General features: G+C 71.0%; 14 protein-coding genes and 2 pseudogenes. 10 read left to right on the top strand and 6 right to left on the bottom strand.

Annotation, left to right across the window (positions count from 1 at the left end):
• Window positions 1–82: 82 nt before the first annotated feature.
• The 10 genes and pseudogenes from EG812_RS07860 (at window position 83) to EG812_RS07815 (ending at window position 7,911) form a co-directional block, all read left to right on the top strand.
• A complete protein-coding gene (locus tag EG812_RS07860) occupies window positions 83–1,552 on the top strand; it encodes an NAD(P)H-hydrate dehydratase (protein ID WP_126711222.1) in 1,470 nt (489 codons plus the stop codon).
• A gap of 91 nt (window positions 1,553–1,643) precedes the next feature.
• Window positions 1,644–2,762 carry an alanine racemase gene (gene alr / locus EG812_RS07855; RefSeq protein WP_013735888.1) on the top strand — a complete coding sequence of 373 codons (1,119 nt, stop codon included), beginning with the start codon at window positions 1,644–1,646 and terminating at the stop codon, window positions 2,760–2,762.
• A complete protein-coding gene (locus tag EG812_RS07850; protein WP_013735887.1) occupies window positions 2,759–3,853 on the top strand; it encodes an alpha/beta fold hydrolase in 1,095 nt (364 codons plus the stop codon). The genes alr and EG812_RS07850 overlap by 4 nt, the downstream gene beginning before the upstream one ends.
• Before the next feature lie 106 nt (window positions 3,854–3,959).
• Complete coding sequence (gene ung, locus EG812_RS07845) at window positions 3,960–4,661, top strand: uracil-DNA glycosylase (RefSeq protein WP_126711221.1); 702 nt, start codon at window positions 3,960–3,962, stop codon at window positions 4,659–4,661.
• A gap of 159 nt (window positions 4,662–4,820) precedes the next feature.
• Window positions 4,821–5,171 carry a hypothetical protein gene (locus EG812_RS07840; RefSeq protein ID WP_126711220.1) on the top strand — a complete coding sequence of 117 codons (351 nt, stop codon included), beginning with the start codon at window positions 4,821–4,823 and terminating at the stop codon, window positions 5,169–5,171.
• Between the two features lie 45 nt (window positions 5,172–5,216).
• Window positions 5,217–5,309: pseudogene (locus EG812_RS29915) on the top strand (uracil-DNA glycosylase); the annotation flags it as partial.
• Between the two features lie 316 nt (window positions 5,310–5,625).
• Entirely contained in the window at window positions 5,626–6,786 is a 1,161-nt protein-coding gene (locus EG812_RS07830) for a glycoside hydrolase family 11 protein (RefSeq protein WP_043721934.1), read from the top strand.
• Window positions 6,787–7,029: 243 nt separating this feature from the next.
• Window positions 7,030–7,140, top strand: a pseudogene (locus EG812_RS30240) (tRNA (adenosine(37)-N6)-threonylcarbamoyltransferase complex dimerization subunit type 1 TsaB); the annotation flags it as partial.
• Between the two features lie 2 nt (window positions 7,141–7,142).
• Window positions 7,143–7,595, top strand: a complete 453-nt coding sequence (gene rimI, locus EG812_RS07820) for a ribosomal protein S18-alanine N-acetyltransferase (RefSeq protein ID WP_193386274.1) — start codon at window positions 7,143–7,145, stop codon at window positions 7,593–7,595.
• Window positions 7,596–7,656: 61 nt separating this feature from the next.
• Window positions 7,657–7,911: a hypothetical protein gene (locus EG812_RS07815; protein WP_043725801.1), complete on the top strand. Its 255-nt coding sequence runs from the start codon at window positions 7,657–7,659 to the stop codon at window positions 7,909–7,911.
• A gap of 55 nt (window positions 7,912–7,966) precedes the next feature.
• Here the strand turns inward: EG812_RS07815 and EG812_RS07810 are convergent, their stop codons facing one another.
• The 6 genes from EG812_RS07810 to EG812_RS07785 form a co-directional block, all read right to left on the bottom strand.
• Window positions 7,967–9,622: a copper resistance CopC/CopD family protein gene (locus tag EG812_RS07810; RefSeq protein ID WP_013735881.1), complete on the bottom strand. Its 1,656-nt coding sequence runs from the start codon at window positions 9,620–9,622 to the stop codon at window positions 7,967–7,969.
• Between the two features lie 9 nt (window positions 9,623–9,631).
• Window positions 9,632–10,369, bottom strand: a complete 738-nt coding sequence (locus EG812_RS07805) for a DUF4142 domain-containing protein (RefSeq protein ID WP_043721931.1) — start codon at window positions 10,367–10,369, stop codon at window positions 9,632–9,634.
• 148 nt (window positions 10,370–10,517) lie between these two features.
• Window positions 10,518–11,699 (bottom strand): ROK family transcriptional regulator, encoded by a 1,182-nt coding sequence (locus EG812_RS07800; RefSeq protein ID WP_126711219.1) that lies wholly within the window; start codon window positions 11,697–11,699, stop codon window positions 10,518–10,520.
• A gap of 28 nt (window positions 11,700–11,727) precedes the next feature.
• Complete coding sequence (locus EG812_RS07795; RefSeq protein ID WP_013735878.1) at window positions 11,728–12,987, bottom strand: sugar ABC transporter permease; 1,260 nt, start codon at window positions 12,985–12,987, stop codon at window positions 11,728–11,730.
• Window positions 12,984–13,802 carry an ATP-binding cassette domain-containing protein gene (locus EG812_RS07790; RefSeq protein ID WP_013735877.1) on the bottom strand — a complete coding sequence of 273 codons (819 nt, stop codon included), beginning with the start codon at window positions 13,800–13,802 and terminating at the stop codon, window positions 12,984–12,986. The genes EG812_RS07795 and EG812_RS07790 overlap by 4 nt, the downstream gene beginning before the upstream one ends.
• A 101-nt stretch (window positions 13,803–13,903) precedes the next feature.
• Complete coding sequence (locus EG812_RS07785) at window positions 13,904–15,001, bottom strand: sugar ABC transporter substrate-binding protein (RefSeq protein ID WP_013735876.1); 1,098 nt, start codon at window positions 14,999–15,001, stop codon at window positions 13,904–13,906.
• Window positions 15,002–15,150: the final 149 nt, after the last annotated feature.

Raw genomic sequence — 15,150 nt, 5'->3', positions numbered from 1 at the left:
GTACCGTCGGGTTGTCCACAGGCGTTGCCCGGTCGGCGACGGAGGGCTATCTTGCGACCCGCGCGCCGGTAGGGTGGGCCGGGTGAGATCAGTCTGGCGGGTCGCGGACGTACGGGCGGCAGAGGCGGCACTGATGGCCGAACTCCCGCCGGGCACGCTGATGCAGCGCGCCGCGGCCGGGCTGGCGCGCCGCTGCGCGCTGCTGCTCGCCGAGCGGGGCGGGGTGTACGCCGCGCCGGTGCTGCTGCTCGTCGGCTCCGGCGACAACGGCGGCGACACCCTGTACGCCGGTGCGCGCCTGGCCCAGCGGGGTGCGGCGGTGTCGGCGTTGCTGCTCACCCCGGAACGTGCGCACGCCGACGGGCTGGCCGCGTTGCGCGCCGCCGGTGGACGGGTCGTGGCGCATCCCCCGGCCGTGGTCGACCTGGTGCTCGACGGCATCGTGGGCATCGGCGGGCACGGTGGGCTGCGGGAGACCGCCGAGCAGTTGGCGGCGAGCCTGCTGGACCACGCCGGGCGCGACGGTGCCCGGGCGACGGTGGTGGCGGTGGACGTGCCGAGCGGGGTGGCGGTGGACACCGGCGACGTCCCGCTGACCGCCTCCGGCCGACCCAACGCGGTACGCGCCGACGTCACGGTCGCCTTCGGCGCGCTGAAACCGGCCCTGGTGGTCGGCCCGGCCGCCGCGCTGGCCGGGCAGGTGGAGCTGGTCGACATCGGGCTCACCCCGTGGCTGCGCGGCACCCCGGCGCTGCACGTGGTGGAGTGGTCGGACGTGGCGCAGTGGTGGCCCCGGCTCGGTGCCGCGTCGGAGAAGTACACCCGGGGCGTGGTCGGGGTGGCCACCGGTTCGGCGACGTACCCGGGTGCCGCGATGCTCTCCGTCGGTGGGGCGCTGGCCGGGCCGACCGGCCTGGTCCGCTACGCCGGTGGCGCCCGCGACGACGTGGTACGCGAGCACCCGTCGGTGATCGTGACCGGCCGGGTGGCCGATGCCGGCCGGGTGCAGGCCTGGGTGTGCGGATCGGGGTTGGGCACCGACGAGCGGGCGACGACCGAACTGCGTACGGTGCTGGCCGCGCCGGTGCCCGCGGTGCTGGACGCGGACGCGCTGACCCTGCTCGTCGACGGGTCCCTCGCCGACCAGTTGCGCCGACGTGACGCCCCGATCGTGGTCACGCCGCACGACCGGGAGTTCACCCGGCTCTGCGGCGAGACGCCGGGTGCCGACCGGGTGGCCGCCACGCTCCGGCTGGCCGCCTGGATGAACGCCGTGGTGCTGCTCAAGGGCGACCGTACGGTGATCGGCACGCCGGACGGTCGGGCGTACGTCAACCCGACCGGCACCCCCGCGCTGGCCACCGGCGGGACCGGGGACGTGCTGGCCGGGCTGCTCGGCTCGCTGCTCGCGGCCGGGCTGCCGGCGGAGCGGGCCGCCGCCTCGGCGGCCTACCTGCATGGCCTGGCCGGTCGGGAGGCGGCCCGGTCCGGCCCGGTCACCGCGCCCGACGTGGCCGCCGCGCTGCGGCCGGTACTCGCCCGGCTGCCCTGACGGACCCCCGACCCCGCCCACCGGGGCAGTCGACCGGCCGGACCTGGCCGGGTCGCCCTGCGGTGATCAGCGCGGAAAGTAGGGTGGAGGCATGTGGCAGGCTGAGGTGCGCGTGGATCTCGACGCGATCCGGGAGAACGTCGACCGGATGCGCGCCGGCACCAGCGCCGAGCTGATGGCGGTGGTGAAGGCCGACGGCTACGGCCACGGCATGGTCCCGGCCGCCCGCGCCGCGCTCGACGCCGGGGCGACCTGGCTCGGTGTCTGCACGCTGGACGAGGCGTTGGCGCTGCGCGCGGCCGGCATCGACGCCCCGGTGCTCGCCTGGCTGCTCGCGCCGGGACTGCCGCTGCACACCGGTGTCGCGGCCGACGTGGACCTGGGCGTGGCGAGCCTGCCGCAGCTGGACGAGGCGGTCGAGGCGAGCCGCCGGGCGCAACGGCCCGCCCGCGTCCACCTGAAGATCGACACCGGGTTGTCCCGGAACGGGGCGACGGTCGCCGACTGGCCGGCCCTGCTCGACGCCGCGGCCAAGGCGCAGGCCGACGGTCTGGTCGAGGTGGTCGGGGTGTGGAGCCATTTCGTGTACGCGGACATGCCCGGTCATCCGACCACGGACCGGCAGTTGGCCGTCTTCCACGAGGGGCTGGCCATGGTCGAGCGGGCCGGGCTGCGCCCCCGTTACCGGCACCTGGCCAACTCAGCCGCCACCCTGACCCGACCCGACACCCACTTCGACCTGGTCCGGCCCGGGTTGGCCGTCTACGGCCTCTCCCCGGTGGCCGGCGAGACCCACGGGCTGCGGCCGGCGATGACCGCCCGCGCCCGGGTGATGTTGACCAAGCGGGTCCCGGCCGGCACCGGCGTCTCGTACGGCCACACGTACACCACCGAGCGCGACGCGAACCTGGCCGTGGTGCCGCTCGGGTACGCCGACGGGGTGCCCCGGCATGCCTCGAACACCGGCCCGGTGCAGCTCGGCGGACGCCGCCGGACCATCTCCGGGCGGGTCTGCATGGACCAGTTCGTCCTCGACTGCGGCGACGACCCGGTGGCCGCCGGTGACGTGGCGACCCTGTTCGGCAGCGGTGCCGACGGTGAGCCCACCGCCGACGACTGGGCCGAGGCGGTCGGCACGATCAACTACGAGATCGTCACGCGCTTCGGCAGCAGCCGGGTCCCTCGCGTGTACGACGGCACCGATTCATGAGTCGGCACCTGATACCTCGGCCGCGTACGGCGGCGGGGCGGGCCGCCGGTCTGGTGGGTGCGGCGCTCGGGGTGGCCGCCGCGGTGACCGCCGCCGGGGTCGCCACCGAACGGGCCCTGGTCCGCCGGCTGAAGGCGGACCCGACCGATCCGTACGCCGGTGAGGTCTTCGGCCAGCAGCGGTACGACGAGGCGTACCGGCTGGAGATGCCGGACGGCACCGACATCCACGTCGAGGTGGTCGAGCCGACCCGTCCGGTCGAGGGCAACCCGACAGTGGTGCTGGTGCACGGTTTCTGCCTGGACATGGGCACCTTCCACTTCCAGCGCAAGCTGCTCGCCGAGCGGGGCGAGCACCGGGTTGTCGCGTACGACCAGCCCGGTCACGGCCGTTCGGGCCGGCTGGAGACCGGCGAGTACGACCTCGACGCGCTCGGCCACACGCTGCGCCGGGTGATCGACGAGGTGGCCGCCGAGGGGCCGTTGGTGCTTGTCGGCCACTCGATGGGCGGCATGACCATCATGGCGCTCGCCGAGTTGTATCCGGAGATGTTCGACGACCGGGTGGTGGGCACCGTGCTGATGGCCACCTCGGGCGGGTTGCTGGCGGAGACGAAGCTGGTCGCCCCGGCCCTGCTCGGACGGGTGGGCAGCCCGGTGCTCTACATGGCCGGCAACGTCACCCGCTACACCGGACCGGTGATCGACCGGGCCCGCAGGTCGACCACAAACGTGGCCTGGCTGCTCACCCGCAAGTACGGCTTCGGCACCCGCAATCCGAGCCCGGCGCTGGTGTCGTACGTCGAGCAGATGAACTCGCGTACCTCGGCCGACACGGTGACCCGCTACCTGCGGACCATCGCCACCCACTCGCGGTTCCCGGCGCTTGTGGCGTTGGAGGGCACGCCGGTGCTGGTGATCGTCGGGGACAAGGACATGATCACTCCGGTGACCCATTCCGAGGAGATCGTCCGGCGGTTGCCGCACGCCGAGTTCGTCAAGATCAACGACAGTGGGCACGTGGTGATGCTGGAGCACGCCGACGAGGTGAACGAGGCGCTGCTGGCGTTCCTCGGCACCTGCGGGCGGTAGCGACCGGCTCGCCGGGGGTGCGGAGCGGCTGAGGGCCCTGGGCCGAGGGCCGTCGTACCCTCTGCCTACAGTGCCGGGGACCGACCTCGCCACTGAAAGGCCGCTGATGCCCGACGACGTTGTCACCCTGGACCTGCCGGCACTGCTCCCGAGCGAGTGGCGGGAGGTGCTCGCCCCGCACCTCGACCCGGCCCGCACGGCCGCGTTGGGCGAGTTCGTCGCCCGGGAGTACGCCACCGGCACGGTCTTCCCGCCGGTCGAGGACCTCTTCTCGGCCTACCGGCTCTGCGCTCCGTCGGCCTGTCGGGTGCTCATCCTCGGCCAGGACCCCTACCACCGCGTCGGCCAGGCGCACGGGCTCAGCTTCAGCGTGCGCGAGGGCGTGTCCGTGCCGCCGTCGCTGCGCAACGTCTTCAAGGAGTTGGGCGAGGACCTGGGGGTGCCCAAGCCGGCCAGTGGCAACCTCGACGGCTGGGCGGCGCAGGGTGTGCTGCTGCTCAACTCGGTGCTCACCGTCCGGCAGGGCACCCCGGGCTCGCACGCCAACCGGGGCTGGGAGGAGTTCACCGACGCCACCATCCGGGCGCTCGACACGATGGAGTCGCGGGTGGTCTTCCTGCTCTGGGGCGGCTACGCGCGCAAGAAGGCCGCGTTGGTCGGCAACCCGCAGCACGTGGTGCTGGAGGCGGGGCATCCCAGCCCGATGAACCCGCGCGGCTTCCTCGGCAGCCGGCCGTTCAGCGCCGCCAACAAGGCGCTCGCCGACGCCGGCCTGCCCACCATCGACTGGGAGCGTACGGCGGGCTGATCGTTGCAGAGCGGTTGCACGTTCACCCCCTTCGATGCCGGTGGATTAATTGACGCGTTGACATTCCATAGTTGGACAGTCGACCATGCAACTAGTTGGTGAGGGTCGATCCCTGCGACTCGTCGCCGACCTGCCACCACCCGCATCAAGGAGGACTGCATGCGCCCGTCGAAGTCTGTCCGGACCGCCCTGCTCGCCACCATCGGTGCCGCCGCGATCGCGGTGACCGGAGCCCCTGCGGCTGCGGCCGAATCCCGCAGCTGCACCTACGTCGACGGCACCCTGTGCCTGCACGAGTCCAAGTGGTTCAACGGCGCCACGGTCGAGTACCCGGCACCCTTCGGCGCCGACTGCGTGAACAGCTCGATGAGCTTCCTGGGCTGGCTGAACCTCACCGACTACTCGCTGCGGGTGTACGAGGGCGCCAACTGCACCGGGATCAGCTACTACGTGCCGAGTGGTGACCTGCACAACGTGCAGGCTCCGCTGAGCAGCTTCAAGGTCGTCTGACCTCGGCGCGCCCACGACCGACGGCGCCGTGTTCCGTGCGAACACGGCGCCGTCGGCAGTCGGCCGTTCAGCGTCGCCAGTTAGGCGCTCGCCGACGCCGGCCTGCCCACAATCGACTGGGAACGGTCGGCTGGCTGAGCCGTGTGCTCCTCCCTCCACACTGCCCGCACCTACCAGGTGATGGCAGCCGCCTGGTAGTTCCGGAAGTGCCGGTAGGACAACATTTCTTGACTGGCGTCGATATTTGGATAACGATATCGAAGTCATAGATGCTGGCTAACTTCTTCAGTCTGGGGGTCAGTGGCGACGCGAAGTAGCAGTGGAGCACCCATACAACCGACAGTCCGGAATTCATACACCCAAGGCGCAGCATCGACGCGCGGTGACCGTCCCTCGACCACACACACCCCGTCGATTACGCCACGCCGTCTCTCTCAAGGAGAAGCACACCACCATGAACGAAGTCCCCACTCACCGTAAGAGTCGCCGACGCGGCCGCCTCAGGATGCTGGCTGCCGCCGCCTTCGCCGCAGTGCTGGCCACCACCGGCACCATCGCGATCTCGGCCGGCACCGCCCACGCCGAGGCCGACCGGCAGGTCTGCTCGAACACGGAAGGCACCCACAACGGGTTCTTCTTCTCGTTCTGGAAGGACAGCGGCGACGCCTGCATGGTGTTGCGCGAGAACGGCCGCTACTCCAGCTCGTGGAGCAGGAGCACCAACAACTGGGTCGGTGGCAAGGGCTGGAACCCCGGAACCCGCCGCACGATCACCTACTCGGGCAGCTACAACCCGGGCAACAACAACAGCTATCTCGCCCTGTACGGCTGGACCCGTAACCCGCTTGTCGAGTACTACATCGTCGAGAACTTCGGCAGCTACAACCCGAGCAGCGGCGCCACCCGGCTCGGCAGCATCACCACCGACGGCGGCACCTACGACATCCTGCGCAGCCAGCGGGTCAACCAGCCCTCGATCGACGGCACCGCGACGTTCTACCAGTACTGGAGCGTCCGGCAGCAGAAGCGCAGTAGCGGCACCATCACCACCGCCAACCACTTCGACGCCTGGGCCCGCGTTGGCCTGAACCTGGGCAACCACTACTACCAGATCATGGCCACCGAGGGTTACCAGAGCCAGGGAAGCTCGGACATCACCGTCTCGGAAGGCGGCACCCCCGGCCCCGGCCCGACCAACCCGACCAACCCGACCACCCCGCCGCCCAGTGGCGGTAGCGGCCAGATGATCGTCGGTCAGCAGTCCGGCCGGTGCCTGGACGTGCCGAACTCGAGCACCAGCAACGGCACCCAGATCCAGTTGTATGACTGCTGGGGTGGCTCGAACCAGCGGTTCACCCACACCTCGAGCCGGCAGCTGACGGTGAACGGCAAGTGCCTGGATGCCGCGAATCAGGGCACCAGCAACGGTACGCGGGTGACCATCTACGACTGCCACGGCGGCGCGAACCAGCAGTGGAACATCAACTCCAACGGCACGATCACCGGAGTGCAGTCAGGGCTGTGCCTCGACGCCGGTGGCAGCGGTAACGGGGCGCTTCTCCAGCTGTACAGCTGCTGGGGTGGAGCCAACCAGCAGTGGAGCCGCCGCAACTGATCCGTCGCAACCGATCCATCACTACGGGGCCAGGCGCTGACGTGCCTGGCCCCGTTCCTCGTTGAGGACCACAGCAATATTGAGTATCGATTGCTCTGTGCAATCACAGCGCCGGTACCTGGTGCGACTGACGCCGTTCAATGTCCTGACCGCCCACCGTCATGGGTGCGGTGCGCGCGAGCGCTACGGCGATGGCGGGCGGGCGTCCAAGGGCCGGAGGCGATGCGGCTAGGCTGGGCCATTGTGCTCGTACTGGTGGTGGACAGTTCGACCCCGGCGGTGACTGCGGCGCTCGTCGAGGTCACCGCGAGAGGCGGTACGCCCCGGGCGGTCGCCGCGCGTAAGCCGGCCCGGCCGTGAGCCCGGTGCGGCTCGACCGGTTCCGCTGGTGGCACATCGACGAGGTGCTGACCATCGAGGCGGACCTCTTCGGTGCCGAGCAGTGGTCCGCCGCGATGTTCTGGAACGAACTGGCCCACGGGCACCACTACCGGATCGCGACCGACGACGACGGTGCGGTGCTCGGCTACGCCGGGCTGGCCGTCGCACCCCCCGACGAGGCGTGGGTGCAGAACATCGCGGTACGCCGGGACGCGCAACGCCGGGGGATCGGGCGGCTGCTGCTGGAGGCGCTGCTCGCCGAGGCGGCGCGGTGCGACCTACGGTCCGTGTTGCTGGAGGTCGCGGCGGACAACGCGCCGGCGCAGCGGCTCTACGCCGGCTACGGGTTCGAACCGATCGGCGTACGTCGTGGCTACTACCAACCGAGCAACACCGACGCGCTGGTGATGCGGCGCATCGAGGACTGAGACCGCCATGGCTGACGGCCATGCCGATGACCGGGGTCAGCGGCTGAGGAAGGACGGCGACGTGATCGTACGGATGTGGGAGGCGCGGGCCGAGCCGTACGGGCTCGCCGAGCTGATCACCTGGGTCTGCGACACGGCCCTACCCGAGTTCGAGCACGATCCGCTGCACGTTTCCAGCGAAGTCTTCTCCTCCACGGATCATCGGGTCGTGGTGATCTCCAAGTGGCGCAGCAACCCGCGCCCGCTGCCTGAGCCGCCGGTGATGCTGCTCGCCCGGCCACCGCACTCCTGGGACTTCACCCAGGTCGACCGCTGACGCCGGCAGGCGGTGGGCTGGGTCCAGCCCAGCCCAGCCCGAGCCCGGTGCGGGATCAGCGGATGGTCACCGTGGTGGTGGCGGTGGACCTGTCGATGTCGCTGGTCCGGGCGGCGATGCGCAGCGTCCAGTCACCGGCCACCGGAAAGTGAATCTCGGCGCTGCCGTGGTGCGGCTCCAGCGCGAAGACCTCGACGGTGATCGGTTCGATGCCGGCCTCGGGTAGGGCCGCGGTGATCGTCCACTCGGCGACCGGCAACTCCTGCGCCTGCGGGGTGTAGACGTAGGCGTGCAGGCTGTTCGTGGTGCCGGCGGCGGCCGGGTAGATGTCGAACTGCAGCGTGAACAGGTCGGTGGTCAGCGACTGCGCGACGCCCTCGCGGGTGACCCCGGCGGCTGCCGTGCCGGCCGTACGGCCCGGCGGGGTCTGCACCAGCAACGCGGTCAGCGCCAGGACCACCGCGGTCACCGCGAGTTCGACGCCGGCAGCGCGGGCGACCCGTCGGGGCTGGGCTGCGGCGGCCCGTCGGCGGATCAGTCGCCGCTGCCCGGCGGCCACCGCCAGCACCACGGCCAGCAGCGCGGCCTTGGCACCGAGCAGCCGCCCGTACGCGCTGTCCAGCAGCGCCGACGGCCGGCCGAGTTCGATGGCGGCCTGGATCAGCCCGGCGGTCACCAGCCAGGCCACGGCCACCGTGGCCCATCGCGACCAGGCCGGCAGGATCCGGGCGAGGACCCGCTCGTGGGTGCCCCGCAGCAGGAACACGGTAAGCGCGAGCAGCCCGCCCAGCCACACGGTGATCCCGGCGACGTGCACGGTGGTGAGCACGATGCTCACCGCGGGGACCGGTGCGGCGACCGGATGCCCGGCCAGCGGCCAGGTGGTCAGCCCGGCCACCCCCACCACCGCGAGCGCACCGGTGCGAACGCGTCCGGCGGTGCCCCGGGTGACCGCCGGCAGCAGCGCCGCGGCGAGGCCGACAAGCGCCAGGCGTACGGCCAGCACCAGCCCGATGTCGCTGTCCGCGACCGCGCGCAGATCCGCCGGGGACAGCCGACCGACCGGTGCGCCGACCACCTGCGCCGCCTGACCGATCCAGGTGCCCACGGTGGCGGCGGCGACCAGTCCGAGCCCGACCAGCGCCAGCACCGTGGCAGCTCGCCGGGACCGCCGGCGGGGCCACATCGACGTGGCGAGCAGCGGCGGGCCGACGGCCAGCAGCAGGCCCAGGTAGCCGACGTACTTGGCCACCGGCACCAGGATTCCCGCCGGTGACCCGGCTCCGGCGTCGGCCGGCAGCGGTGGGGTGGCCGACGGGGCGCCGGCGGCGAAGGTGAAGCTGCCGGAGATCGGGTGACTGTCCGCGGAGACGACCCGGTAGCTGACCAGGTAGGTGCCGAGCGGTCGGTCCGCCGCCCGCAGCGCGATGCGCATGGTCCGGTCGCGGACCTCCGGGTCACCGACGTTGATCCGTTTGCCGTCCGGGGCGAGCACCTGCACCCGCCCGGGCACGACGGCGACCGGCTCGCTGAAGGTCACCAGCACCTCGCGCGGGGCGTAGCCCAGCACCTCGTCACGTTGCGGCGTGGTGGCGACCACGACGGCGTGCGCCGCCGCCGGGCCGGCCGCCCCCAGGACCGCGCCCAGGGTGGCGCAGCAGGTGGCCAGGACCAGCCCGAGCAGGACTCCGGCCCGGGTACGGGTGGGCATCGCGCGGGATCAGTTGCGGCGCAGCAGGCGGTAGCTGAGGAAGCCGCCGGTGCCGATGGCACCGAGGAAGACCACCCAGATCACCGTGTTGCTGATGCCGATCTGCGGACCGGTGTTGGCCGACGCGGCGGCGATCAGACCGTCGTTGCCCGGTGCGGGCAGGGCGGCCGGCGGCAGTTCGGCGTACCGGACCAGACCGGTGCTCTCCAGCATCAGCATGTGGTCGCCGACGAACTTGTTCGTGGCGTTGGCCAGGTCCCGGATGACGTCGTTGCGGGTGCTGGCCCGCACCGCGCTGACCACCGGGAAGATCTTGCCGTGGGCGACCCGGAGGCGGGTGACGAAGATCTGGTCGAAGCGGGCCCCGGTGGCGTCCTTCATCTCGGTCAGCCACTGCTGCTGTTCGGCGGTCGGCTGGTTGGGGATGGTGGCACCCAGCTTGTTGGCGGCCTCCACGGTCAGCCGGTCCAGTTCCTCGTGCTGCCGGGCGATCTCCGCGCCGATCTCCCGGACCACCCGGGACTGGCCCTTCTCGGCGGCCATCTGCCCGGCCGGCATCTCCCAGAGCCCGGCCAGCCGTACGCCGTCGAGCAGGGCCTGATCGGCGGCGGCGAGTTGCTGACCTGCGGGCGCGGCCAACGCCATCCCGGGCAGCACGACGAGGGCCGCGGCGATCGTGGTGAGCAGCACCGCCAACCGAGGGGACCGATTGCCCTGCCGGCGACGAGCGGAATCCAGCGATGCCATGTCTGCGGTGCCTCCTCGGTCGAGAACCGATCATCTGCCCGACGGGCGTCCGCACGCCGTTGGCCGCCCGTCCGCACACTGGTACGGATCGACCGGCCGATCAGTTCATCGCTCGCGAATCCACCTCACGGCGGTGCGTGCGGACAGCTCAGCCGACGTCGAGGGGGTCGGCGAGCAGCCGCTCGAAGGCCAGTTCGGCGGCGCCGATCAGCGGGGCGTCCGCGCCGAGCATGGGGGTGCGCAGGCGTACGTGCTCCAGGCAGGCGGGCAGCCCGTTGGAGTTGAGTCGGCTGCGTACCTGGGCGGCGGCGGCCAGGTACAGGTCACGCATCGTGCCACCGAAGATGACCATCTCCGGGTTGAAGATGTTGACCAGGTTGGCCACGCCGAAGCCCAGCCAGTCGCCGGCCTGGCGTACCGCCGTCTGGGCCCGGGCGTCGCCCCGGTCGGCGGCGTCGAAGACCGCCAGCAGCGCGTCGCGGCCCCGGGCGTCGGAGCGCCCGGCGGCGCGCAGCAGGCCGTGCTCGCCGATCTCGGTCTCCCAGCAGCCCCGGTTGCCGCACTCGCAGCGGGCCCCGTCCCGGGACACCACCATGTGACCGACCTCGCCGCTGTAGCCGCCGTGCCCGGTCAGCCGCCGGCCCCCGGCGATGATCCCGGCACCGACACCCACGTCCCCGTAGAGGTAGATGACGTTGTCGCAGCCGGCGGCGGTGCCCCGGGCGTGCTCGGCGAAGGCTGCCACGTCCGCCACGTTCCCGACGGTGACGGGCACCTCGACGCCGAGTTCGGCGCTGACCGCCGCCCCGATCGGCTCGTCCACCCAGCCGGTGGTCGGCCCGAGCCGGACCAGGCCGTCGTCGCGGCGCACCATGCCGCAGATCGCGATGCCGGCGCCGACGCAGACGGCATCGGCCGGCAACGCCTGCCGCATCTCCTTGACCGCCCCGGCCAGCAGCGGCGCGGCCTCCGCAGCGGAGAGACCGCGCGGCCGGTCCAGCTCCCGGCGGTCGAGCACCGCGCCGCCGAGGCCGACCCGCGCGGCCCGCAGCCGATCCACCTCGATGCTGTACGCGTACGCGAAGATCCGGTCCGACTCGGGCCGGACGACAAGCGACGGTCGTCCGGCCCGGCCGGTTTCCTTCGGCGCCCCCTCGGTCACCAGGCCGGCCGCGGCGAGGTCGGCGGTGAGCGCGCCGATGGTGCTCCGGTTCAACCCGAGCGCGTTTGTCAACTCGGCGCGGGTCGTCGCCCCGTGCAGGTGCACGTAACGCAGCAGCGCGCCGAGATTCTGCCGGCGGATCTCGTCCTGGCTGGGTCCTACGCGCATCGGGTGGTTACTACTTTCGGTGGTGCGTTCAGCGGTTTCCGGTGGCCGAAGCTCGTCGTCGGGACAGCGCGTCGACACTGGCCGCGAGCAACAGCACGACGCCGGTGACCACGTACTTGACGCCGGAGCTGTAGCCCATCAGACCCATCCCATTGTCGATCACGGCCACGACGGCGCCACCGAGAACCGCGTCCAGGATGCGTCCCTTGCCGCCGAAGAGGCTGGTGCCACCGATCACCGCTGCGCCCACGGCGTAGAGCAGCACGTTGCTGCCGCCGGTGTTCGGGTCCACGGAGTTGGCCCGGCTGGCCGCCACGATCCCGCCGACCGCGGCCATGGTCGAGCAGATCATGAAGGCCGAGATGCGGATCCGGTCGACGTTGATGCCGGCCCGGCGGGCGGCCTCCCGGTTGCCGCCGACCGCGTAGATGTGCCGGCCGTAGCTGGTGCGCTGGAGCACGAAAGTCAGGACCACCAGCAGTACGGCGACGATCGGCACCACGATCGGCACACCCTTGAGCGAGGTGATCAGCGTGTTGAGGCTGCGTTCCAGGTTGAGCACGTAGACGGCGAGGCCCAGGACGAGCGCCAGGGCGGCGATGCGACCCAGCACCACCGGGAACGGATCGTTGATCAGGTTCCGGGCGGCGCGGCTGCGGTAGCGGAGCAGTTGCACCACGGCGAATCCCGCGACCGCGATCGCGGCAAGCGTCCAGCCGAGCGCGACCGGCATGTTGCGGTTGACGATCGCCACCACCACCGGCTCGCGGACCGAGATGTTGCGGCCCTCCTTCATCAGCAGCAGCACCACGCCCTGGAAGGCGAGGAAGCCGGCGAGGGTGACCACGAACGAGGGGATGCCCACCTTGGCGACCAGGAAGCCGAGTGTGGTGCCGATGACCATGCCGGTGAGCAGGGCGGCGAGCACCGCGACGTACCAGGGGTAGCCCAGGACGGTGACCAGGTTGGCCAGCACCGCCGCGCAGACGCCGCTGGCGAAACCGGCCGACAGGTCGATCTCGCCGAGCAGCAGGACGAAGACCAGACCCATCGCGATCAGGGTCACCGCCGCGCCCTGGGTGAACAGGTTGGCGAAGTTGCCGGCGGTGAGGAACGACGGCCGCATGATCGAGAAGATGGTGCAGAGGACGAGCAGACCGGCGACCGCAGGCAGGGCGCCGATGTCTCCGCCGCGTACCCGCTGCCAGTAGTCGCGGACGTGGCTGCCGACGGTGGGTGCCGGTGCGACGGCGGCGGGGCCCTCCTTCGTGACGGCGGTGATGCTCATGAGACGCCTCCTGCGGTGCTGTCGGCCGGCGCCGCGCCGTTGCCGTTGACGCCCGGATCGGCGGCGAGTCCGAGCTCGCCGGAGCGGCCGGCGGTGATCAGCTCGACCACCTGGGCGTGGGTGATCTCTGTCGTCTTCACCTGGGCGACCATCTGGCCGAGGTAGAGCGCGGCGATGCGGTCGGAGACGGCGAAGACGTCGTTCATGTTGTGCGAGATGAGGACGACGGCCAGGCCGTTGTCGGCCAACCGTCGAACGAGTTCGAGGACCTGGGCGGTCTGCGCGACGCCGAGCGCGGCGGTCGGCTCGTCCAGGATCACCAGCTTGCTGTTCCAGAGCACCGCCTTGGCGATCGCCACGGTCTGGCGCTGCCCACCGGAGAGGCTGGAGACGTGCTGGCGCAGGGACTTGACGGTGCGTACGGAGAGCCCGGCAAGGGTCTCCGCGGCCATCTGTTCCATCGTCGGCTCGTCCAGGACGAGGCCGTTGCGCTTCTCCCGCCCGAGGAACATGTTCTGCACGATGTCGAGGTTGTCGCAGAGCGCGAGATCCTGGTAGACGACCTCGATGCCGAGCGAGGCGGCGTCGCGCGGACTGTTGATGGTCACCGGTCGGCCGTCGAAGATGAACTCGCCGGCGTCGACGGGATAGATGCCGCTGATGCACTTGACCAGGGTCGACTTGCCGGCGCCGTTGTCACCGACGAGGGCGGTGACCTCGCCCGGGTAGGCGGCGAAGGCGACGTCGCGCAGCACCTGGACGGGACCGAAACTCTTGTCGATCCCGCGTAGCTCCAGCAGTGGGTTCGCGGACACGGGGTTCTCCTTATTCCACGGAGGGAGATCGGGGCCCGTCCAGTGACGCCGCCCGGTACGGGGTAGCCGTACCGGGCGGCGTCACTCTGGCGGGGGACAGGTCAGCTGATGCCCGCGTCGGTGCAGAGCTTGGCGTAGTCGCCGGTGCAGACCTGCTCCTTGGTCACGTAGCCGTCGGCGATGACGTCCTTGACGTTCTCCTTGTAGATCGCCGCGGGGGTGAGCAGGACGGCGGGCACGTCACGGTTGCCCTCCGGGTCCCGGACCGTCTGACCGGTCTCCTTGCGCTCGCCCTTGGCCAGCGCGATGGCCAGCTCGGCGGCGGCGTCCGCCTCCTTCTTGACCGCCTTGTAGACCGTCATGCACTGGTCACCGGCGAGGATGTTCTGCAGCGCCTGCGGGTCGGCGTCCTGCCCGGTCACCGGGACCTTGCCGTTGAGGTTGTTCTTCTTCAGCACCGAGATGGCGGCGTTGCCGAGGCCGTCGTTCGCGGAGAGCACGCCGTCGATCTTGCCGCCGGTCTTGGTGAGCTGCTGCTCGAAGATGGTCGCGGCCTGCGTGTTGTCCCAGTCCGGCACGGAGTCGTCGGCGGCCTTGGTGTACTCGCCGGAGTCGAACTTCGGCTTGAGGACCGAGTCGTAGCCCTCCTTGAACAGGGTGGCGTTGTTGTCGGTCGGCGAGCCGTTGAGGTAGGCGATCGCCGGCTTCTCCACCTTCGCATCGGTGAGGCACTTGACCAGGCCCTCACCCTGGAGCTTGCCGACGGCCACGTTGTCGAAGCTGACGTAGTACTGCGCCGAGCCGCCGAGGGTCAGACGGTCGTAGTCGATGGTGGCGACACCCTGCGACTTGGCCTTGTCGAGGACGGCCTTACCGGTGCCGGAGTCCAGGTTGACGATCATCAGCACGGTGACCCCGTTGGTGATCATCTGGTCGGCGATGGTCTGGAAGGCGTTCTTGTCGCCCTGCGCGTTCTGGATGTCCGACTGGACGCCGGCCGCGTCGAACGCCTCCTTGAGGAACCTGCGGTCCGCGCTCTCCCAGCGGACCGAGGAGCTGCTGTCCGGCAGGATCACGCCGATCTTCGGGGTCTTGCCGGAGCCGCCGCCGGCCTGGTCGCCGGAATCGTCGCCGCAGGCCGTCAGGCTGCCGAGGGCGAGCACGCCCACAGCGCCGATGGCGAGGAAGCCCTTGCGCATGTGCAGGGTCCTTTCGAGAGTGGGAAGGTGTCGGTGTGTTGATGGTGTTCTTTTGTTGTGCCCGGCAACGTATTCCGCTGTCGGGCGTCGACACAAGGGCGCGCTGGGCGCTAATTTGTTGTCGGCAGTAACAATTCGGCAACGCCCAT

The sequence above is a fragment of the Verrucosispora sp. FIM060022 genome, assembly GCF_003977705.1.
Taxonomy (GTDB): domain Bacteria; phylum Actinomycetota; class Actinomycetes; order Mycobacteriales; family Micromonosporaceae; genus Micromonospora; species Micromonospora gifhornensis.
This window is presented reverse-complemented; position numbering and strand designations above follow the sequence as displayed.

Coding starts and splice junctions, on each gene's coding strand:
- alr (WP_013735888.1), top strand. CDS start 1,644: ATGTGGCAGGCTGAGGTGCGCGTGGATCTCGACGCGATCCGGGAGAAC.
- EG812_RS07850 (WP_013735887.1), top strand. CDS start 2,759: ATGAGTCGGCACCTGATACCTCGGCCGCGTACGGCGGCGGGGCGGGCC.
- ung (WP_126711221.1), top strand. CDS start 3,960: ATGCCCGACGACGTTGTCACCCTGGACCTGCCGGCACTGCTCCCGAGC.
- EG812_RS07840 (WP_126711220.1), top strand. CDS start 4,821: ATGCGCCCGTCGAAGTCTGTCCGGACCGCCCTGCTCGCCACCATCGGT.
- EG812_RS07830 (WP_043721934.1), top strand. CDS start 5,626: ATGAACGAAGTCCCCACTCACCGTAAGAGTCGCCGACGCGGCCGCCTC.
- EG812_RS07810 (WP_013735881.1), bottom strand. CDS start 9,622: ATGCCCACCCGTACCCGGGCCGGAGTCCTGCTCGGGCTGGTCCTGGCC.
- EG812_RS07805 (WP_043721931.1), bottom strand. CDS start 10,369: ATGGCATCGCTGGATTCCGCTCGTCGCCGGCAGGGCAATCGGTCCCCT.
- EG812_RS07800 (WP_126711219.1), bottom strand. CDS start 11,699: ATGCGCGTAGGACCCAGCCAGGACGAGATCCGCCGGCAGAATCTCGGC.
- EG812_RS07795 (WP_013735878.1), bottom strand. CDS start 12,987: ATGAGCATCACCGCCGTCACGAAGGAGGGCCCCGCCGCCGTCGCACCG.
- EG812_RS07785 (WP_013735876.1), bottom strand. CDS start 15,001: ATGCGCAAGGGCTTCCTCGCCATCGGCGCTGTGGGCGTGCTCGCCCTC.